15 protein-coding genes are annotated in these 21111 nt (G+C 48.9%); 3 read left to right on the forward strand and 12 right to left on the reverse strand.

Going from position 1 to position 21111, the window contains the following annotated elements; genetic code table 11:
• The first annotated feature begins 5 nt into the window (after positions 1–5).
• Positions 6–1586 carry a response regulator transcription factor gene (locus tag DWW13_RS06975; RefSeq protein ID WP_118719670.1) on the forward strand — a complete coding sequence of 527 codons (1581 nt, stop codon included), beginning with the start codon at positions 6–8 and terminating at the stop codon, positions 1584–1586.
• 63 nt (positions 1587–1649) lie between these two features.
• Here the strand turns inward: DWW13_RS06975 and DWW13_RS06980 are convergent, their stop codons facing one another.
• The 5 genes from DWW13_RS06980 to DWW13_RS07000 all read right to left on the reverse strand — a co-directional run bounded on the left by DWW13_RS06980 (position 1650) and on the right by DWW13_RS07000 (position 8528).
• Positions 1650–2549: a carbohydrate ABC transporter permease gene (locus DWW13_RS06980; protein ID WP_055266923.1), complete on the reverse strand. Its 900-nt coding sequence runs from the start codon at positions 2547–2549 to the stop codon at positions 1650–1652.
• A gap of 10 nt (positions 2550–2559) precedes the next feature.
• Positions 2560–3498: an ABC transporter permease gene (locus tag DWW13_RS06985; protein ID WP_055266921.1), complete on the reverse strand. Its 939-nt coding sequence runs from the start codon at positions 3496–3498 to the stop codon at positions 2560–2562.
• 136 nt (positions 3499–3634) lie between these two features.
• Positions 3635–5185, reverse strand: coding sequence for an ABC transporter substrate-binding protein (locus tag DWW13_RS06990; RefSeq protein WP_158579758.1), 1551 nt, complete (start codon positions 5183–5185; stop codon positions 3635–3637).
• A gap of 175 nt (positions 5186–5360) precedes the next feature.
• Positions 5361–6974, reverse strand: coding sequence for an apiosidase-like domain-containing protein (locus DWW13_RS06995; protein ID WP_118719672.1), 1614 nt, complete (start codon positions 6972–6974; stop codon positions 5361–5363).
• A 90-nt stretch (positions 6975–7064) separates the two neighbouring features.
• Entirely contained in the window at positions 7065–8528 is a 1464-nt protein-coding gene (locus tag DWW13_RS07000) for an alpha/beta hydrolase domain-containing protein (RefSeq protein ID WP_118719678.1), read from the reverse strand.
• Positions 8529–8916: 388 nt separating this feature from the next.
• Between DWW13_RS07000 and DWW13_RS07005 the strand changes: the two genes are divergently transcribed.
• Complete coding sequence (locus DWW13_RS07005) at positions 8917–10188, forward strand: prolyl oligopeptidase family serine peptidase (RefSeq protein ID WP_118719674.1); 1272 nt, start codon at positions 8917–8919, stop codon at positions 10186–10188.
• 186 nt (positions 10189–10374) lie between these two features.
• Here DWW13_RS07005 and DWW13_RS07010 read toward each other — a convergent pair whose 3' ends face one another.
• The 7 genes from DWW13_RS07010 to trkA all read right to left on the reverse strand — a co-directional run bounded on the left by DWW13_RS07010 (position 10375) and on the right by trkA (position 18941).
• A complete protein-coding gene (locus DWW13_RS07010) occupies positions 10375–12162 on the reverse strand; it encodes a glycoside hydrolase family 2 protein (RefSeq protein ID WP_118719676.1) in 1788 nt (595 codons plus the stop codon).
• Between the two features lie 195 nt (positions 12163–12357).
• Positions 12358–12570 carry a small, acid-soluble spore protein, alpha/beta type gene (locus DWW13_RS07015; RefSeq protein WP_055220834.1) on the reverse strand — a complete coding sequence of 71 codons (213 nt, stop codon included), beginning with the start codon at positions 12568–12570 and terminating at the stop codon, positions 12358–12360.
• Positions 12571–12872: 302 nt separating this feature from the next.
• On the reverse strand, positions 12873–13157 hold the full coding sequence (locus tag DWW13_RS07020) for an HPr family phosphocarrier protein (RefSeq protein ID WP_055220836.1): 285 nt from the start codon (positions 13155–13157) through the stop codon (positions 12873–12875).
• Between the two features lie 175 nt (positions 13158–13332).
• Positions 13333–14709, reverse strand: a complete 1377-nt coding sequence (locus DWW13_RS07025) for an MATE family efflux transporter (protein ID WP_117812991.1) — start codon at positions 14707–14709, stop codon at positions 13333–13335.
• 160 nt (positions 14710–14869) lie between these two features.
• Entirely contained in the window at positions 14870–15949 is a 1080-nt protein-coding gene (hisC, locus tag DWW13_RS07030) for a histidinol-phosphate transaminase (RefSeq protein ID WP_118699795.1), read from the reverse strand.
• A 160-nt stretch (positions 15950–16109) separates the two neighbouring features.
• On the reverse strand, positions 16110–17552 hold the full coding sequence (locus DWW13_RS07035) for a TrkH family potassium uptake protein (RefSeq protein ID WP_118699794.1): 1443 nt from the start codon (positions 17550–17552) through the stop codon (positions 16110–16112).
• 15 nt (positions 17553–17567) lie between these two features.
• Positions 17568–18941: a Trk system potassium transporter TrkA gene (gene trkA / locus DWW13_RS07040; protein WP_334294902.1), complete on the reverse strand. Its 1374-nt coding sequence runs from the start codon at positions 18939–18941 to the stop codon at positions 17568–17570.
• 171 nt (positions 18942–19112) lie between these two features.
• On the opposite strand from trkA, the gene DWW13_RS07045 reads away from it, so the two are divergent.
• Positions 19113–20936: a S8 family peptidase gene (locus tag DWW13_RS07045; RefSeq protein WP_117812989.1), complete on the forward strand. Its 1824-nt coding sequence runs from the start codon at positions 19113–19115 to the stop codon at positions 20934–20936.
• Positions 20937–21111 lie beyond the last annotated feature (175 nt).

Below are 21111 nucleotides of genomic sequence, written 5' to 3' on the forward strand. Positions count from 1 at the left end.
TTATCATGAACCTGTTAATCGTAGACGATGAATATTATACCGTTGAAAGCATTTCCAACAAAATCCGCACACTGCGGCCGGACTTTTTTGAGATTTTCTGTGCCTACAATATGACGCAGGCATTGGAAATCTTTTCCGCGCATCCGATTGACCTGATGATTTGTGATATCGAGATGCCCGGCGGTTCCGGCCTCGAACTGCTGGACCAGATCCGTCAGGCACACTACGAAACGGTCTGTATTTTTCTGACCGCCTATGCAAAATTTGAATATATTTCCCGCGCCATGAAGCTTTCCAGCAGTGACTATCTGTTGAAGCCGCTGGATGACCATGCCCTTCTGGAAGCCCTTGACAAAGCCTGTGCGCAATGTGAAAAGCAGCAGAAGGACCGCGTCAACACCCTTCATGCCAATTACTGGAAGGAAAGTGAGCTCCCGCTTGCAGAGCAGTTCTTCCTCGACCTACTAAATGGCAGTATTTCCTCTGCTCCTTCCGAAGTGATGGATGAAATCCGCTATCGCCGTCTGAATGTCGAACTGATTCATCAGCCCTTCTGTCCGCTTCTGATCCAGACCGGACAGACGAACTCCTTTTCTCCGACCGACAACCGTACCCTGTATGAATTTGCCTTAAAAAATATTGCCCGGGAATATTTTTTTGAACCCGGCGAGCTGCCGCTGACGATCCGTGTGCTTGATGGTTTTTATCTTCTGCTTCTCCCGGCCTCCACACACTCTCGGGACGCCGTGATTGGCCGATGCCGTCAGGCCCTGACCGACTTTGTGACACACTTTCCGTTCTCGATCAACTTTTTCGTTGATCAGAAGGTCTGTCTCCCGGAAGACCTGCGAAAAGCTTTTCTTTCCATGAAAGCCTTCGCCGGAAAGAACGTCACCTACGAAAATCACGTTTTCGATCTTGCCGCTGAAACCGAAGCTCCTGTTCAGACGCCTTTTCAGCCGATTCCATCTGACCGCTGGTCCGATCTTCTCACATCCGGAAGAACGGAACAGCTTCAGATTGAGGTTTTCGCTTTCTTAAATCAGACGAAAAGCTCCGGCACTGCTACACGGGAATTTCTGACCGGCTTTTACTATCAGTTCCTGCAGCTGCTGTTTCGCCAGATGGATCATCCGGGCAGCGAAGACGAAGCCTTCCGCCGCCAGATTACCGTTGCTTCCCCGGAGCAGACCTTCTCCTCGTTTGGTGCTTTACGAGAATGGATTTCCAACAGTCTTCTGCTGTTCACACAAAGCCGTCAGGCAGCCGCTTCCCAGGACACGGCTGTTGCCACCGTGAAGGCATATATCGAATCGCACCTCTCCGACGAGCTGGATCGCGATACGCTTGCGGCCATGGTGTATCTGAACGCCGATTATCTGTCCCATCTCTTCAAAAAAGACACGGGAAGTTCTCTCATCAACTACATCATCGACCGCCGGATTGCTCGCTCCAAGGAGCTTCTCGCAAAGGGCGAAATGAGCATCCGCGACATTGCCATCACCTGCGGCTTCCAGAATATTTCGTACTTCTCCCGCCAGTTTAAAAAATCGACGGGCATGACACCACGGCAGTTTAGAAATTAAAAAAATCCGGCCTTCCTTTTGCATATCGGAAAGCCGGATTTTTTGGATTCACTTACTTTTTTATCAGCCCTTCACGCCGCCAAGGGTAATACCTTTTACAAAGTTTTTCTGGATGAACGGATAAATGATCATGATCGGCAGAATACCAAGTGCTGCCATCGCCATACGAACCGTTCCGGATGGGATCTGGGAGAGGCCTTCGCCTGCCTGCGCCATGTTGTTGGCGTTCTGCGTCAGCGCCTGAATATTCTGCATCAGACGGTTCAGCAGGTTCTGGATACTGTAGAGATCCGTTCTCTTTGTCAGATAGATATAACCATTGTTCCAGTCATTCCAGTAAGCGATACCGGAGAACATGGCAACGGTGGTAATAATCGGTTTGGACAGCGGAATGGCGATCTTCCACATAGTCTGGAATTCGTTTGCACCGTCAATATAGGCAGCCTCAAGAATTTCATCCGGCACACCGGTGACAAAGTAGCTCTTCATCAGGAGAACGTTGAATGCGCTCATCATCAGAGACGGAACCAGCAGCCCGAAGAACGTATCTTTCACATGGAATACGGTCGTGTAATTGATATAAGTCGGTACAAGGCCTCCGTTGAACAGCATGGTAAAGAACACCAGAAAGGTCAGGACATTGCGTCCCGGCAGACCTTTTTTCGAAAGACCATAGGCCAGACAGGTTGTCAGGGCAAGGCTGCAGACAACGCCGGTTGCGGTCAGGATAAAGGACATTCCGTAGGCTTTGATTACCATGGAACTGCTGGATGTGAATACCCACTCATAAGCATAGGTACTCCACTTTTCCGGCAGAAAAGAGTATCCATTCTGTAACAGAGTTGCATTGTCAGTCAATGAGGAAATGAACATCAACAGAATCGGAATGATCGCGAGCAGTGTCAGGATTGTCATGATCAGATGGCCGAAAAAGCTATAAATTTTATCTTCTCTTGTTTTCATACCGTTCCTCCTAGATCAGCGCGCTGTCGCGGTCAATTTTACGTACCAGCAGGTTGGCGCCAAGCACCAGAATAAATCCTACGATCGACTGGTAAACACCGGCTGCGGCAGACATCGAAACATTGCCCATCTGAAGCAGTCCGCGATATACGTAGGTATCAATTGTGTTTGTTGTGGAATACAGAGCTCCCTGGTTCATCGGCACCTGGTAAAAGAGACCGAAGTCAGAGTAGAAAATTCTTCCGATTGCCATCATGGTCAGCATGATAATGGTCGGACGCAGAAGCGGCAGGGTAATATATTTGATCTGCTGCCATCTCGTTGCACCATCGATCTTGGCTGACTCATAGAAGGATTTATCAAATCCCATCAGTGTTGCCAGATACACAATACAGTTGTAGCCAACCGACTTCCATGCACTGACAAAAACCAGGATAAACGGCCAGTATTTCGGTTCCGAATACCAGGAAACCGGATCTTTTCCCAGCGCCTTTAAAATCGTGTTGTTAATGAATCCGTTTTCTACACTGAAGAATGCAAAAACAAGATATCCGATGATAACGGTGGAGAGGAGGTTCGGAAGAAGGATGGCGCTCTGGTAAACTTTTTTCCGTTTTCCTTCCAGCTCACTTAAGATAATAGCTACTGCGATTGCCAGTGTTGTGTTGATTACGATAAATGCCACATTGTAGAGAATGGTATTTCGTGTAATAACAAAGGCATCGCTTGTCGTAAACAGATATTCAAAGTTTTTCAGTCCTACCCATGGACTTCCGTAGATGCCTTTTCCGGCATTGTACTGTTTGAATGCAATCACAAGACCCGGCAGAGGCATGTAATTGTTGATAAACAGATAAATGAGACCCGGCAGCATCAGAATATAGATCGGCAGAAAACGTACAAATGTTTTTCGTCTTTTCTGGCTCTTCTGACTTTTCACTCTTGCCATGTTTTTCCTTCTCCTTTTTTCTTATCCGCAGCCGGTCCCAAAGCGTTCCGGTTTTGACAGATTTTTCTCTTCTTACAACCTGCGCCGTCCTGTTTTTGGGACGGCGCAGTCATTTTTTGATCTAAATTCTTAAACTTTATTTGTTTGCTTCCTGCCACGCTGCAAGCTGTGCCTTTTTCTCGTCGATAATCTTCTGGAGGCCTGCAGTCATCATCTTATCATTCATTTCGGCAATTCCGGTCTCCGGGTCTACAAAGCCGTACTCTACGCTGGTCTGATACTCGTTGTATACGTTCTGTACTGCTGTGAGCTCGTTTGCCACATTTGTGCTGTCAAAGGAGAAACCGCTTGCTTTGGAAACCTTTGCATTGGTGTTAAACTCTTTCATCTCTGTCCACAGATCCGGATCATTTCCTTCCCATACATGGGTCAGGAACTGGTTCGGCATCATCCATCCCATGGAATGATTCCATCCGGAGTTGGATGCATCTACACCGTCTGCATAAGTAGCAAGTCCGTCATCGCCAATTTTATAATGTGTTCCCTCGATGCCCCATGCCAGAAGGTTTGCGATATCGGCATTTGTGTAGCACTCATTCAGGAATTTCATGGCTGCTTCTTTATGCTGTGCAGAGATCGGAATGGTCCAAGGCATACTAGCCACAGATGTGGAACTGATATAGTCATCCAGTGTCTGGAAGATGGTCATATCGCGACCGGTCAGTGTAGTCTCCTGCGCTTTGATGCCAGGCTTTCCGCCTGTGGTATAGCTCATCAGAGTTCCGGCTTTTACAAGCTCTCCGACTGCTGTTGTATCGGTCGATGCATCGGCACTGATATAGCCTTTCTGATTGTAGTCATACAGTCTTGCACAATAATCCTTGTAGAAATCGCTCTCAAAGAGATTTACAACATCAAGGTTCTGGCCATAGTCAAGCAGAACACCGAACACATTTCCTCCAAGGGAGTCTACGTTAGAGAACTGCGACATAGAACCTGTTGTCGGACGATAAACCTCTTTGTCCGGATATTTCTCATGCAGCTGTGCATAAATATCGTTTAATTCATCCAGACCGATTTTTACGATCTCATCGTCTGTGTTTGCTTCGTAGCCAATACCATCGAGATACTCGGTTGCGATCGCTGCGCATCCACGTCCCTGTGCAATGTCCCGGTTGCTTGGAAGGCCATAGAGAACTCCGTTCACACGGCAGGCATCAATGTTATCCTGTCCAACTGCTTCTGCGATGTCCGGTCCATACGTTGCAAGAAGATCGTTCTCTTCCAGATCGGAAAGATATCCCTGCTGAATTCCGGTTGCATATGGGAAACCTACACATGCAAGTACATCAATTTCCTCATTTGCGGAAAGCGCCAGTGTCGTATTCTGATTAAAGGATCCGAAATCGGTAATAGAAAGCTCAATTTCAACGCCAATCTTATCTCTTGTGATATCATTGATGGCTTCCTGTACTTTCTCCGTGTCTGCCGGAGCACCCGTCCAGGTCGGGAAGCTTACGATGATTTTTTCCACTTCTCCGCTTCCGTTCTCTGCTGTACTGGATGCGGTACTCTTATCCTTAGAATCTGTCTTTCCGGAATCTGAACTTCCGCCGCTGCTTCCGCATGCAGCCATGGAGCATGCCATAATGGATGCCATGAAAATCGCTGCTACTTTCTTTTTCATTCTTTCGTCCTCGCTTTTTATCTTTTTGTCTTGCTGCTTTATTTCGTTTCTGAGTTTCGGCCGTGACTCATTTGATGATCTTATTATATCTGCTTTCTTACCTCCAAAAAAGAACAATCCTGCGATGAATTTGCACTTTTCTGCGGTTTCTTTCCGCATTTTGTATAGTTTATGATCACTTTTCAGTCTTTTCTATGCATTCTGCTATCAGCACCCAATCTCCCGCCGCCGGTTTCTTTGGCATAATGCACGACTTTCCACGCACTTCCACCTGGATTTCTGCTTTTTCTGTCTGTCCCGTTCTCGGATCAAACCAGGAAATTGCATAGATTCCGTCGCAAAGGCCCGCGAGCGGTGTACTCATGCCATCCATCTCTCCGTAATAAATCAGTGCTCTCGTTTTATCCCGGCTGATCGTGGCAGCCGCAAGCTTATTGGCAAACGGGCTGATACTCTCTTCCATTTCTGCCGGTTCATATGGCACCATCTCCTCAAAATGATGTTCTTCATAGAAACGTTTCAGATATCCCATCTGTGCGCCTCCGGGGCCGTCAATGGCTTTCGCCCAGGTGATGCCAAATTTGTTGAATGCATTAAAATCCGGGTTGATGTCACTTACCTCCCAGATATTATCCCAGATTCCCTGCGCACCGTACGTATAGCCGCAGCCGCCGGTCTGGACTGCCATATATGCCACGCGGCGCAGCATTGCATCGGTGCAGAGCCGGGTTCCGTTTTCTTCCAGTGTGGAACAGTATTCATACAGGGACTCGCCTTCGATGAATGGTTTTGTTCCGTGTTCCTTCCGATAGGCACGGTACCAGGACGGATTGATCGGGAAATCGCCGTGTCCGGCCTGATTCAGCACAAAATCAAACCACGATTCGTCATAATAGTAATCTGCAAACGGACGCTCATTCGTATAATGTGCGGTCTGCAGTGTTCCATATCCGTCCATTTTTTCCACATACTTTGCGACCTCGCGCCAGCCTTTGATGGCTGTTTCCCGCGGCTTTCCCGGGAAGTAGCCTGCCACTTCGCCTGACAGCGTCCACACAACCGGAAGGGCGCCATAGCGGGCAATGATATAGCGTGCCAGATGTTTCTGGTGCTCCACGCCCTGCTCGATCGAGCCGGACCAGGCAAAACCGAGCGCGTTGATAAAGCCGAGGTCAGCGAGATACTGCATGCGGCGGTCGAGTTCGTTCTGGTAAAATGCCACATCTGGCACATCATCTGTGGCATCCGTTTTCCAGTAACGGCTCTTGTGCTCCTTCCAGCTGTCGCTTCGAAGGTTCGTCTGATAAACGTTATAACCCTGTTCCTTCCTGCGGTCCGCCATGCCGCGGAACATGCTCGTCATCTGTGGATGGTTCGACTCGTCCCACCGCTCACCAAAGGCAAATTCCCAGTGCGTATCGCCGAGCCAGAAAAACGGTGTTCCGTCTGCATACGTCAGATATCTTCCTGATGGATGCACTTTCAGAAATCCGTGCTGATAGATAGCAAGATTTCCTTCGTATGGAATACATTCGATCGTTCCCTGCACTCCGGAAAGTCCCGTCTCCTCCGGTGCTTCCAACCTATAACTCCACATTCCGGTTTCGGTCGGCGCAAAGGCAATCCGATAGGTATTTCCGCCGTCCCAGTATGCTTCTCTTCTGATCCTTCTTCCCGACGGTCCCGTAAAAACACTCCAGATGGAAACATCGAGGAATGGATTGTTGTATGTTTTCTTGCTCTCAAATGATAAAATAATTTGTCGCCACTGTTCTGCTTTCATCCCCATTTTATTTTCTCCTTTATCTGCGCAGAGCGCGCCCGGTTTTTTTCGGGCACGCTCCTCGAATCTGATTTTACTGTAACTGTTTATTGTTTTTTATTCCAGTCCGCGTTTCTTTGCAAGCTGCACGGCAATCTCAACCAGCTCCGCCGCATCCTCGCGGCAGACAAAGCCTTTCGTTACCTGCTCTTTCGTGTTTTTCTCCGCCATTTCCCGGTAATGTGCCAATGTTCCGTACAGCTCTTTTATCATTTCTTTCGAAAACGCCTGCTGATAACCGAACAATCCTTCCTTTTCCGATTCCGGATCCAGGAAATTCTGGCCTTTTTCAATGTCGCTGGTATTGCTGTATCTTCCGGTTGGATAGTCAAGGAGGCAGGTACGCAGTCCACCGATCGTATTTCCGAACGCATCCTTTTTGTTTTCTCCGTCGCTGTCAATCGCAATCCGGTCACAGTGCGCCGGAGCTGCGCCTGTCCGTACCCAGGTAAAGAGATTCCGAAATGCTGCCGCAAAAAGAATCTGGGACGGATAGTCGTTTCCTTCCTCATTTTTTCCCATATAGAATGGCAGATGGTTGATCCGCACCAGATCCGGATCGTTCTGATAGTAGTCCACATAGCTATAGGAAGTGTCATGGCTTGCACCCGTCACATCATACTGGCGGAACAGGAACTCCGGATCATCGCTGTCCTGCTGGGCAATGCGCCATGCTTCCATTCTTCCGTTTTCACTCTCCGTCTGCACAGCGATAAACGGCTCGCGCGCCTTTTCCACACGTGTCAGACTGTAATGGTACGGAGCCATGGTTTCATACTGGTTGACCGGAATACCAAGGGAATGGACTCCTCCTCCGGAAAGGTAGCCATCAAATACACACGCACCGCGTGCCACCTCCGGACGATACGCAAAGCTGTTCAGATAGCGGAACAGATACGAACCCGACTGTGACCAGCCCGTCAAATAGACGTATTCTCTCTTATATTCCCGAATCGGATTCTGCTCCTCATCGCCGCGCAGCAGCCACGCCAGGTCTGTCAGCATGTCCCAGAAAAGACCCGTTTCGTAATCATGATTCAGATCGCCGAGTCCGCCTGTGACCTGCAGTCGCTCCGAGAACGGCACATCCGGCGTCGGGTTGGCCCAGGAAAGACGGCCGTAACGCTTTTCATCAAACTCTACCATTTTAGCGATCGTATTCGGTTTGCTTGTGATTCCCACATAGATATCTCCGTCCCGCACAAATTTCTTCCAGCCGAGAATCCACATGCGGTCAATCTCCATAAAACTCGTTGGATTGATGATCTCCACTACAACGTTTCCGCTGCATTTTGCAGTGTCCTGCGGTGCGCGGACAATGATGCGGTTTGTATACGGCGCATCCGCAGTGCGCACACGGACGCCGCCGCGCTCGTCGGCTGTCTCGTAGACATTTGCCGTTCCATACATATAATATTCCTTCTCCACATAGCCGCGCTCCGACAGCTTCAGGTAACGCTCCGCACTGGCAAACGGATAGCTTTCTTTCGTTACCGAAATCTCCTCTAGTCTTGTAATCATCTCGTAAAACCTCCCTTTTTCCTTGTATGATTTTATTATTCCATACGGCTCCAATACGAAAAACAACGATTCTGCTGTTTTTTGACACTTTTCTGCGGTTTCTGTTTCGGTCAGACTTTTTCCGTTCCGGAAACAAAAACACAGAAAAAGCATCTCCGTGCAAATTTATCTCTGATTTGTACTTTTTCTTTCGGAATGTCTGTAGTAGACTGGTATTGTAGGGCAGAAAAAATCTATCATTCCCAATACCGTCTTTTCTGCCCATGCAAACAACTGTACTCTCAAGCTTTTTCTGTACCTGATTTTGTGAGATGATTTTTGTCAGTCGCAAAAGCAAGTGCAGAAAGACTCTGAGCGTACATTCCGTACCAAAGGAGGGTTTTTACAAATGAACGGAACTTATTATACCATTACCGAAGTTTTTGATTTCGGTCCGCATATTTCGAAAATAATTCTGGATTATGGCAAAAGCATGAAGGGTGCGGCCCCATCTCCGGAGCAGTTTACGGTACACGTTACCCGTACATCCACCGAGGGTGAGAACTTTGTCTGGCCGAATTTCATGGGTGACAAACCGGATGATTCCATGGACGGCACACGCCGCGTTTCGAACGTTTACGTTTCTGACAAAACCGGTGCACCGTGCGAGGACGGTACCTGTCTGACGCTGGAGCTGCCGTGTTTCATCATGGAAGGAATCGGCTCCATCATCAAATTCAACGGTAATTTTAATGTATTTGTCAATGTTGCTTACGATGTAACACAAGTCTCTGAAATTGCAACAGACGATGATGCCATTTCTCCGCAGACGTTCGACGTAGACGGCGGAAACCGCGTCATCTACGGTGAATGGCTCAAAGAAGACCGCTACGAGGATCCGCAGATTCCGCTCTCTTACGTTTACTACGAGCCGGAAATGGATGCGGATGAGAAAATCCCGCTGATCATCTGGCTGCACGGCGCAGGTGAGGGCGGACAGGAACCGCCGATTGCAGCAATCGGAAATAAAGTTGTAAACCTGATTTCCCCAAAGGTTCAGAAAATTTTCGGCGGCAAGACCTATCTGCTCGCTCCACAGGCTCCAACCATGTGGATGGATGACGGAACCGGCGAATATACCAAAGACGGTTCTTCCAAATATACCGAAGTTCTCGATGCCCTGATCGGTGCTTTCGTGGATGCCCATCCGCAGATTGACCGCTCCCGCATCTACATCGGCGGCTGCTCCAACGGTGGCTTTATGACCATGAAACAGATCATTTTCAACCCGTCCCGCTACGCTGCCGCATATCCGGTCTGCGAGGCTCTGGCGGATGCATTTATCTCCGATGAAGATATTCTGAAGCTCAAAGATCTGCCGATCTGGTTTACACACGCAAAAACCGACCCCGTTGTCGTTCCGGATGATTTTGTCGTTCCAACCTATGAGCGTCTGGCAAAGGTCAACCCGAATGCTCACTTCACCTACTGGGACAAGGTACTCGATCACACCGGAACACAGAAAAATGCAGACGGCACCCCATTCGAATACATCGGCCACTGGTCCTGGATTCCGATGCTGAACGATGAGTGTGTCCTCGATTATGACGGCAAACCGGTTATGACGGACGGAAAAGAGACTCCGATTCTGGAGTGGATGGCTGCACAGAAAAAAGCATAACACAGCACTTGCCGGATTCTCCGCCTACGGCGGATTGTTGCAGTGAAAAAAAACAGATGGTATGAAATCGGACTTCAAAGCTGATTTCATACCATCTGTTTTTGTCTGTTCTTGTCTTTTTTTCTCTGTTCCGTTTGATATCATCAACCGTGCAAGTCGGCTGATCTTTTCGAAAAGCTCTTGCCCCTACTGTTCTTTTCTTTTCAGCTCTTCATAAAATTTCTGCAGCACATAAAATGCCGGTTTGCGGTACTTTTTGTCCTCAGAGAGCAGCCCCTTCCGGTTATAATATTTCTGGATCAGGCTTGTTCTGCGCGGGCAGCGGAAGTCGTAGAGAATCCAGGGGGTCATGCCCTTGATGTAGTCAATGTTCCGCAGCGTTGCAATCTGTTTTTCGTACACATCCGCCTGGCACTCCTCGGTTCCTTTGTCCGAGATGGTTCCATGGTGATGCGGCAGCGCGTCTGCGCCGAACTCCGTTACGATAACCGGCTTGTCCGGCTGGCTGTTTTCCATCAGTGCCGGCAGCATCGCAAAATCCGGGGTGTACCAGCCGCAGTACTCGTTGATGCCGATGATGTCAAGGTATTCCATCAGACGGTCCTCAATCTTATTTTTCGTAGCATTAACCAGGCAGGCCGCAGACACCATTCGCGTCTCATCCTCCCGATGCGCGCATTCTGCCAGTACGCTCATGAATTTCAGCCGTTCATCCGTATCGGCATTCTCATTTCCGACAGACCAGATGATCACGCTCGCGCGGTTCCAGTCACGGTTGATGAGTTCGCGGAGCTGATTCTGGGCATCCTCATATGTTTTTTCACGTTCAAAACGAATTGCCCAGTAAACCGGAATTTCCTCCCACAAAAGAAGCCCAAGCTCGTCGGCGAGTTTTGCCATTTCTTCGTTATGCGGGTAATGTGCAAGGCGCATGAAGTTGCATCCCAGTTCTTTCGCAATGCGGATATTTTCGATCCGTTCCTCTCTTGTCAGGCCTTTTCCGTTTTCCACGCTGTCTTCGTGGCAACTGATACCACGCAGGAAAACGGGCTCTCCGTTCAGCAGAATGTCTCTGCCGTTCACGCGAATTTCACGAAAGCCGACCCGATCGCTGACGGTATCGGTTCCACAGGTTACTTTTACATCATACAGCTTCGGTTTTTCCGGTGTCCAAAGCTCCGGTTTTGCATCAAAAACAACTTCTCCGGCTCCGTTTTCCAGCTGGATTTTCCGGCTCACGCCAAGCTCCTCGATGACAAGCTCTGCCTTGGCTGTGATTTTTTCCGACAGTGTCACTTTCGCCATAACATGTCCAAATGTTCCGTCCGGCACAAGCGCAATTTTAAAAGTTTTGATATGGCATTTCGGAACACGGATCAGTGCGATATCGCGGTATACGCCGCAGTAGTTGAACCAGTCGGTATTCTCGGTCGGCACCTGCTCCGGCCGTCTCGTTCCGTCAACAGCAAGCACGATGCGGTTCTCCGCTTTCAGGTATTCTGTGATATTCCAGAACGCCGGTGTCGATCCGCCGCGATGCATACCGACGTATTTTCCGTTTAAGAAAACGCGGCACAGATAATTGGCTGCGCCCACCTTCAGAAAAACTGTTTCCTCTCTTTCTGCGATATAGGAAATTTTTCTCGTAAAGATCATGCTTCCCTCATACAGGAGATACATCGGATCGATGGTATTCCAGCTGCACGGAAGCTGCATCACCGGCCACTCGTCAAAGGAATAGTCGATTGGCACAGTGAAGCCTTTTTCGTCGCGGTATCTCTCTTTGTACCATTTCTGGCGCAGACAGGTATCGTACTGATCGACTGCATAATGCCAGCCGCCGTTCAGCAGCTCCTCTCTTCTTCCCCCTTCAAATATCATCGTGTCCACTGTGGCAAATCCCGTTTCGTACTGTTCGGTATAATCCTCGAGATGGATATCCGACATATACTTTTTCTCTTTTTTTGCTTCCATAAACTTTTCCCTCACTTCTCCAAACGATCCGAAACACGCTCTGCGAGTTTCTCAGGGTATCGCGGCAGTCGCCGGGTCTCGTGCAGACACGGACTTTGGCGCGGCACCACCCATTCCTTGTTTTTATTATAACGCTTTCACAGGAAAAATCTATGGTCAAAACTGTTGAGGATATTGCAAAAATTGCGGTACCGCTTATTTTTCTTCGTTTTCGTTCTTTCCTTCCGCCGCCATCTGCCGCTTCCTCCGTGTCACAAGGCCACCGATCCGTCCCGTTTCTTTTGCCGTGAGTGATCGCCAGCCGTCATTCAGCACGCGTTCTAAAAGCCCCAGCTCACCTGCGATTTCGTATTTCATTTTCTCCTTCTCCGTCATATGTTCCAGATCAATTTTCTTCTGCCTTGCCATTTTTTCTACACTCCTTTTCTCTGCATTTTTGCTTTATCCAGAGTGTAGACACTTTTTTCCGGCCTTATACCTCCTGTTGTCAAACGGCTATGAGCAATCCGCTTCGCTGCTTGCTCATAGCCGAAGAGCTGCTTCGCAGCTTATCTTTTCATCCCTGCTTTCGAAATCCCCCCCGAAGGCAGGAATCTTTTATCTGCCGCCACAAAAAAAACCTCGCTTTTTGAAATACGGTCCGGTTTCCCATTCCGTTTTTTCAAAAAGCGAGGTCCTTTTCTTTATTTCTATTCTATGTTCCTATCTCCTCACTCCGGCGTCTCTCCGAGCCCGCTTTTAATTGCGGCAATGGCCGCCCGAAGTGCTTCCTCTTCATCCTCTCCGCTGCTGCAGATCTCAATAGTGTCTCCCTGCCTGATTCCTGCAGCTACGATACTCAAAATACTCTTTAAATTAACCGTTCCCTGCATCCCGTTGTTTTCATAGGTAAACGACATGGAAGATTTGTACCGGCTTACACTGTTTGACAAATTTACCGCGTTTAAAAGATGCAGACCTGACGGATTGACAATCGTTACTTTTTCACTTACCATCTTACGTTCCACCTGTCTTTCCTTTGTAATCCGCTCATTTTTCTTTGAAAAATGGCTACTTACTCATTTTTTGCCGTGTCCCGAGTTCAAAAATCCTCCTGCATCGGTTTTTTGACCTTTTGACACTGATATTTTCATGATAGCACAGTTTTGTTAATACAGTTTGAACATTCTGTTAGATACTCCTCAATTCTTTCCTCTTACTCAGCTGACTGAAGAACAGGTAATAAATAAAGTACGCAATCGTTGTGATCACCCACGACAGCGGATAGCAGAAGGCCGCTCCTTTTAAGGAGTGGAAATGCGGCAAAACCGCCGTCATCCACACGATACGTACTCCGCAGATTCCTATTCCGGTGATAAACATCGGAATCCATGCATCTCCGACACCACGGAGTGCACCGGAAAGGATTTCGATGGAAATATAGGTGAAGAAGGTCGGCACCAGGAAATGGATCAGTCCGTGACAGATTTCACGCACCGCCGTATCTGTGGTAAACAGAGAAATCAGTGTATCACCGATAAACCACATAAACACAACCATCAGACCCGTCATCAGGAATGCCATGATCATGCTGGTGCGCACACCGCGGTGTACACGATCCATCTTTTTCGCACCGTAGTTCTGACCGACAAATGTTGTCGCCGCAATACCGAGCGCATTGATCATCATCCAGAAAAGACCGTCCACCTTTCCGTAAGCCGCCCACGCAGCCACATTGTTGGTTCCCAGCGAGTTGACAGCAGACTGAATAATCACGTTCGATACCGAGTACAGAATTGACTGTACGCCTGCCGGAAAACCAATGCGGATAATCCGTTTGAGCATAATCCAGTCAATGCTGATTTTCCGCAGATGAAGCCGGTAAATGTCTCTGGTCCGCATCAGAGAGCCCATAACAAGAACCGCACTGATGATCTGAGACAGAATGGTCGCAAGCGCCGCGCCCATAACACCCATCTGCAAACCGACAACAAATAAAAAGTCAAGCGCGATATTGGTCATACAGCAGATGATCAGATACAGCAGCGGACGTTTCGAATCGCCGACCGCACGCAGAATACCGGAACCCATGTTGTAAATCAGGTTTCCGATGGTTCCAAGAAAATAAACACGCATATAAATCAGCGCATGATTTACAACATCATCCGGCGTGTTCATCAGATCGAGCATCCATCTCGAACAGCCAATGCCGACTACTGTCAGCACAATACCTCCGAGAATGGAAAAGGCAATGGAAGTGTGCACTGCCCACTGCACCTTGTCCTCTTTATTGGCTCCGTAATGCTGTGAAATAACAACCGTCGCACCACTCGAAAGGCCGACAAAAAATCCGACCAGCAGATTGATCAGCGTACCTGTCGTTCCGCCGACCGCCGCAAGTGCCTGTTTTCCGAGAAAGTGTCCGACAATCATGGCATCTGCCGTGTTGTAAAGCTGTTGGAAAAACGTTCCGAACAGAATCGGCAGGAAAAAGATCAGAATCTGCTGCCAGATAACACCCTCTGTAATCTGATTTACCTTTACTACTTCTTTCTTCTCTTTGTTCATACCTAAATACCTTCTAAAACTGCCGCCGGATCTCATGGCTGATTCCGACGGCAGTCCCCCTTTAAAATTTTCTTCTGCTCCTCTGCAGATACTCTTCTTCTGTTTTATATTTTCAGCTGCTTCATCCCTCTTGGCAAGCGGATATTTGCAATCCGCTTCGCTACTTGCTTGATTCGGTTAAGTAATCTTTCAAAAAATCAAACAGCGTCTGCATTTCTTCCCGCGTACCAATCGTAATACGCAGATAATTGTCAATGCGGGGTTTCTCAAAATACCGCACATAAATATGGCGTTCCCGGAGTGCCTGAAAAATCTTCCCGGCCGGTACGCTTTTGTGCGTTGCGAAAATAAAGTTCGATTTCGAATCTTCGAAAGAAAATCCCAGCTTTTTCAGCTCCTCCTTCGACCACTCTCTCGTTTCCATCACTTTTTTCACCGTCTTGCGGAAATATTCCACATCGCGGATCGCTGCGGCTCCGGCTGCGATCGTGGTCTGATTCATGGTATACGAATTGAAGGAATATTTCACATCATTCAGATACGAAATCATCTTCTCATTTCCGATTGCATAGCCGATGCGCATGCCGGCAAGCGAACGGGATTTTGATGTTGTCTGCACAACCAGCAGATTTTCATATTTTTCCAGCAGCGGCTGCGCAGTGGCTGCCCCGAAATCCACATATGCCTCATCCACAATTACAACCACATCCGGGTTGTGCTGCAATATCGATTCGATCGCAGAAAGTGAAAGCTCCACACCCGTCGGTGCATTCGGGTTCGGGAACACGATTCCGCCATTTGGATGATTCTCTGCAAAATACTGCTCCGGCACAATGCAGAAATTTTCATCGAGCGGGATCTGCTCGTACGGAATGCGGAATTCCTCCGCCCAGACATCGTAGAAGGAATACGTAATGTCCGGGAAAAGAATCGGTTTATCAGAGTTAAAATACGTCATAAAAGCCATTGCCAGAACGTCATCCGAACCGACGCCGACAAAAATCTGTTTCGGACTTACATGGTAGACATCCGCGATCGCCTGCACCAGTTCTGCCGCGGTCGGATCCGGATAGAGACGGAGAGTATCCTCTTCTGCTACCCGTTTGATCGCCTCTGCGGCTTTTGGTGACGGCGGATACGGATTCTCATTCGTATTCAGCTTAATCATGTCAGCCTCATGCGGCTGTTCACCCGGTACATACGGCACAACTTTTCTTACATTCTTTTCCCAGTTACTCATAAGTTCCTTCCTTTCTGCCTGTGATCAGGAAATGCACCCTGACTTTATTCCGTCTTTCTGTTTTTTTGGAAACCCTGTGAATCGTAACCATTTTTTCTTTTCCTTCTGCCCCGGCAGTTCCCCGCCAATGCGAAGTCCCTTTTCTTCCCGGTGAACCGCTTTATCCTCTCTTCTTCCAAGTAGACGGATAGAAAAGGATCAGCATCGGAAACAGTTCCAGACGGCCTGCCAGCATATCGAAAATCAGAATCAGCTTGGAAACCGGACTGTATCCGAAAAAGTTACTGGTCGGTCCTACCTGGTCAAGACCAGGTCCGATGTTGTTCAGCGTTGCGGCAACTGCCGTGAAGTTTGTCTCGAAGGAAAATCCATCAATACTGATGATCAGCATGGAAAAGCTGTAGATCACCAGATAAACAATCAAAAATACGTTGATCGCCCGCAGAACCTCATGCTCTACCGGGTGATCGTCGAAACGGATGCGTTTGATACTGCGCGGATGTACGATCGAACCAAGCTCTTTTTTCACGGTTTTTAAGAGGATCAGGATTCGCGAAACCTTGATTCCGCCTCCCGTTGAACCGGCACAGGCTCCGATGAACATCAGCATCACCAGAATACATTTTGACAGCTCCGGCCAGAGGTCAAAGTCCGTCGTGGAATAACCCGTTGTCGTGATAATCGATCCGACCTGGAAAAAGGCAGTCCGCACCGCTTCACCGATGGAATGGTACATCGGATAGGTATTCCAGGAAATCACGCCTCCTGCCAGAAGGATAATCAGGAAATACGCTCTTACCTCCTGGGACGAAATGGCGGCCTTTCCCTTTTTGCAAAGCATCAGATAATAAAAGTTAAAATTCACACCGAACGCAATCATGGCGATTGTCAGAATCCACTGCTGCAGTGGTGTGTACACTGCACAACCGCTGTTCAACACGGCAAAACCTCCTGTTCCGGCAGCTCCCATGGCGAGTGTGACAGAATCAAATGTCTTCATGCCGGAAAGCAGCAGGGCAGCAATGGTAAAAAGTGTCATGCCAAGATAAATCTGATACAGAATTTTAGCAGTTCCGCGCACTCTCGGAACAAATTTGGAAACGGTCGGTCCCGGGCTCTCTGCCTTCATCAGGTTCATGACGGAACCGCCCTTCATCGGAAGCAATGCAAGAATGAACACAAGAACGCCCATACCGCCAATCCAGTGGGAAAAGCTTCTCCAGAACAGGCTGGCGTGTGAAAGGGCTTCCACATCACTCAAAATGCTGGCTCCTGTCGTTGTAAAACCGGAAACGATCTCAAACAGCGCATTGATATAAAACGGAATTTCCCCCGTAATTACAAACGGCACCGCTCCGAAAACACCAAGGACAACCCAGCTTAACGAAACGCAGACAAATCCGTCGCGGGAATAGATTTCCATATTGGACGGTTTTCTGAAGCAGAGGATCAGACCGGCCGCAATGCAGAGCAGTCCCCAGATAAGATACGCAAAGCCTGTCTTTTCCTGATACATGGCTCCGACCAGCGCCGGAAACAGCATCAGCATACCTTCCACTTTCAGCACCCAGCTGATGACAAAACGAATCATTTTATAGTTCATAATCCGCTTCCCCCGTTACTCTGCCAGAATCTCATGGATATCCTGAAGACCGGTTTCCGTTGTTACGATAATGACGGAATCTCCTGCCTCAAAGGAATCCTGTCCACCCGGAATGATGACCTTTCCCTGTCTGTTAATCGCTGCTACCAGAAGGTTTGGCCGTGTTTTCATATCCTGCAGACGGATGCCGATCATACGGCAATTCTGGTTCACGATAAACTCAAGAGCCTCCACACGGTCTTCCATCAGCTTATACAGCGTCTCAACGTTGCTTCCGATGGAGTTTTTCATTGCCCGGACATACTGCAGAATGTACTCTGCGGTGATGTGTTTCGGGTAGATCAGGCTGTCCAGGTTCAGGCTGTGGATAACATCATTAAATTCCAGATGGTTGATTTTCGTTACAACCTTTGAGGATACCTTCTCTTTCGCATACAGCGACAGAATGATGTTTTCCTCATCCATATCGGTGCAGGCCACAAAGGAATCCATATTCTGGATGCGCTCCTCTTTTAAGAGCTCCTGGTCACTTCCGTCACCGTAAATAACGGTTGCATCCGGCAGTGCTTCGCTTAAAACCTCACAGCGATCCTTATTTTTCTCGATAATCTTGACATCGACGTTCATATTTGCCAGTGATTTTGCGAGATAATACGTAATTTCACCGCCGCCGACGATCATCGTACTGTGTACCTTGTTTGTATGAACACCAATTTTCTTAAACAGGCTCTCTGCGTTCTGCGGTGTGGTAATGATGGAAAGGCTGTCTTTTGCCTGGATCACAAAATTTCCATCCGGTATGTAAACCTCGCCGTTTCGCTCAACAGCACAGACCAGCAGACTGTACTGAAGCGCTCCGGCCAGCTCACGCAGCGACATATGGACAATTTTCGATGTTTCCGGCACTTTAAAGCGCAGCATTTCGATTCTTCCGCGGGAAAAGCTGTCGATCTCAATCGCAGATGGGAACCGCAGCAGTCTTGCCATTTCCATGGCGGCCGCGTGCTCCGGGTTGATGATCATGGACAGACCCAGCTTTTTACGAATAAATTCTCTCTCCTCCCGATACATCGGATTTCGAACTCTGGCGATGGTGTGACAGTCTGCTGCCTGTTTGGCGATGACACAGCAAAGCAGGTTCATTTCATCACTTTTGGTTACGGCAATCATCAGATCCGCATGCTCAATATCCGCCTCCTGAAGCACCTGATAGCTTGCTCCGTTTCCTACAATTCCCATAACGTCGTAGGTGTTGGAGACGTTGCGGACGACAATACTGTCTGTGTCAATGACCGTCACAAGGTTGTCCTCGCGGCTCAGCTGGGCGGTCAGTGCGGTTCCGACTTTTCCGCAGCCCACAATGATAATTTTCATGTTCTCTCCCTTCAATGCAAAAGCATTTCGCGTAAAATAGTAAAGACCCGCCAGGCGGCATCGTAAAACCATTTTTCGATGCACTCCAAAAAGCAGATCTGTACCCCTATTGTACGATGGCGATTATATCATATTTCCAGGAAAAGCGGAATAGATTTTAACAACATTTTGGACGGAGTTTTTGTAATGATTGATCAAAAAAGGGAAAACCTGTTGAACCTTGCGCTGGCCGCAACGGAAGTCGAACGGCGGCGTGTGCCGGAGCTTTCGGCAGGTTATAACTCTTACAGCAAAACATGGGAAGTAATTGTACAGTATCAGGGAGACCTGGCTTTTCTGGAGGAGCAGGGAGTTCGTGTGACGCTGCTGCTGTTTTCGTATGCCATTCTTCTGGTTCCGGAGTCCTTGATGGATTACGTGACAGGACTGCCGCAGATTACCTATCTGGAGAAACCGAAATTACTTTATTTCGCAGATGCATTTGTGCGGAGCATATCCTGTATTACGCCTGTGCAGGAGGGGGTTATGGGTCTGTCTGGGAATGGGGTGCTGCTTGCATGCATTGATTCAGGCGTGGACTATGCGCATCCTGATTTCTGCGCACCGGACGGGACAAGCCGAATTGCAATTTTATGGGATCAGACGATTCCGGGGAATCCTCCGATGGGGTATGCTCTTGGGTCGGTATATACACGGCGGCAGATCAATGAGGCACTTGCATCTTCTACGCCGGAAGAACGGTTTGCCCTCGTGCCGTCCCGCGATGTGACGGGGCATGGGACAGCGGTGCTCGGAATCGCAGCGGGAAATGGGAGATCCTCGGCAGATGCGGCCATGCAGGGCGTGGCACCGGAAGCAACACTCGTGGTCGTAAAGCTTGGAAATCCTGATCCGGCGGATCTGCCGCGGACATCGCAATTGCTGCAGGCGGTGGATTTCTGCGTAAGATATGCACTTCTGGTGGAGCGGCCGCTTGTGATTAATTTGAGCTTCGGGAATAATTACGGTTCGCACAGCGGGGATTCCTTACTTGAAACGTATTTGAATGCAGTGTCAAATTTAGGGCAGAACGTGATCTGTATCGGGGCAGGAAATGAAGGGGATACCGGGCGCCATTATGCCGGGAACCTAAAGTCGGATCGCAAGTCGTCCGGTCAGACGCAAACAGTCCGTGCGACATCTGATCCGGCTGCGACGTCTGCGGTCTCGGCAACGGCTGACCGCGCTGTCTCCGTTGAATTTCAGGTCGGTGCTTATGAATCCTCGTTCAGTCTCCAGATCTGGAAGGTTTATGGGGATGAAATCTCGATCGAACTGATTTCCCCCGGCGGCATCCGCTCCGGCACGCTCTCTCCTGTCCTCGGCACGGCGCGTCTGACGCTTGGTCCGACAGAACTTCTCCTGTTTTATGGCATGCCATCCCCCTACAGCCAGGCGCAGGAAATTTACCTGACCTTTCAGGGCGCAGGAAACCATCTGTCCGTCGAAAACGGCATCTGGACCTTGCGTCTCACCCCCGGCCGCCTGATCTCCGGTTCCTTTGACCTCTGGCTTCCCGGCGGAAACGCCGTCGGTTCACAGACACGCTTCTTCTCCCCCACTGCCGACACCACACTCACCATCCCTTCCACCGCCCGCTCCGCCATCACGGTCGGTGCCTACGATCCCCGCCTTTCCTCCTATGCCAGCTTCTCCGGCCGCGGCTATACCCGTATTCTCCACGAAATTAAACCTGATCTCGCCGCCCCGGGTGTCAATATCCCAGCTCCCCGTTCCGGCGGCGGCTATGCTTCCTTCACCGGCACCTCGTTTGCCACGCCTTTTGTATCGGGAAGCGCCGCTCTTATGATGGAATGGGGTATTCTGCGCGGAAATGACCCGTTTTTATATGGTGAAAAGCTGAAAGCTTATCTCATCGCAGGCGCAAAACCCATCGCATCCGAGAGCGAATACCCGAACAGGCGGGTGGGATGGGGACGACTTTGTTTAGAAAGTAGCCTGCCAGATTAAAGTTATTGAAGGATTCGATAGAAGAAATAAAAGCGCAATGTAAAGAGTTAAACGACAAATGAGACATATTTTTATCTCTGTACTATCTTGTACTTTGCTACGAAAATAAAACTCGTAGCAAGGTACTTATAGTGTTTGATATGCTCCCTTCTAGGTAGACAAGTGAAATAATAAA

It is taken from the genome of Blautia sp. AF14-40, assembly GCF_003479665.1.
Taxonomy (GTDB): Bacteria; Bacillota; Clostridia; order Lachnospirales; family Lachnospiraceae; genus Fusicatenibacter; species Fusicatenibacter saccharivorans.

What these genes read in the sequence shown, in the direction of transcription:
- DWW13_RS06975 (WP_118719670.1), top strand. Translation starts at nt 6, where the DNA reads ATGAACCTGTTAATCGTAGACGATGAATATTATACCGTTGAAAGCATT.
- DWW13_RS06980 (WP_055266923.1), bottom strand. Translation starts at nt 2,549, where the DNA reads ATGAAAACAAGAGAAGATAAAATTTATAGCTTTTTCGGCCATCTGATC.
- DWW13_RS06985 (WP_055266921.1), bottom strand. Translation starts at nt 3,498, where the DNA reads ATGGCAAGAGTGAAAAGTCAGAAGAGCCAGAAAAGACGAAAAACATTT.
- DWW13_RS06990 (WP_158579758.1), bottom strand. Translation starts at nt 5,185, where the DNA reads ATGAAAAAGAAAGTAGCAGCGATTTTCATGGCATCCATTATGGCATGC.
- DWW13_RS06995 (WP_118719672.1), bottom strand. Translation starts at nt 6,974, where the DNA reads ATGGGGATGAAAGCAGAACAGTGGCGACAAATTATTTTATCATTTGAG.
- DWW13_RS07000 (WP_118719678.1), bottom strand. Translation starts at nt 8,528, where the DNA reads ATGATTACAAGACTAGAGGAGATTTCGGTAACGAAAGAAAGCTATCCG.
- DWW13_RS07005 (WP_118719674.1), top strand. Translation starts at nt 8,917, where the DNA reads ATGAACGGAACTTATTATACCATTACCGAAGTTTTTGATTTCGGTCCG.
- DWW13_RS07010 (WP_118719676.1), bottom strand. Translation starts at nt 12,162, where the DNA reads ATGGAAGCAAAAAAAGAGAAAAAGTATATGTCGGATATCCATCTCGAG.
- DWW13_RS07015 (WP_055220834.1), bottom strand. Translation starts at nt 12,570, where the DNA reads ATGGCAAGGCAGAAGAAAATTGATCTGGAACATATGACGGAGAAGGAG.
- DWW13_RS07020 (WP_055220836.1), bottom strand. Translation starts at nt 13,157, where the DNA reads ATGGTAAGTGAAAAAGTAACGATTGTCAATCCGTCAGGTCTGCATCTT.
- DWW13_RS07025 (WP_117812991.1), bottom strand. Translation starts at nt 14,709, where the DNA reads ATGAACAAAGAGAAGAAAGAAGTAGTAAAGGTAAATCAGATTACAGAG.
- hisC (WP_118699795.1), bottom strand. Translation starts at nt 15,949, where the DNA reads ATGAGTAACTGGGAAAAGAATGTAAGAAAAGTTGTGCCGTATGTACCG.
- DWW13_RS07035 (WP_118699794.1), bottom strand. Translation starts at nt 17,552, where the DNA reads ATGAACTATAAAATGATTCGTTTTGTCATCAGCTGGGTGCTGAAAGTG.
- DWW13_RS07045 (WP_117812989.1), top strand. Translation starts at nt 19,113, where the DNA reads ATGATTGATCAAAAAAGGGAAAACCTGTTGAACCTTGCGCTGGCCGCA.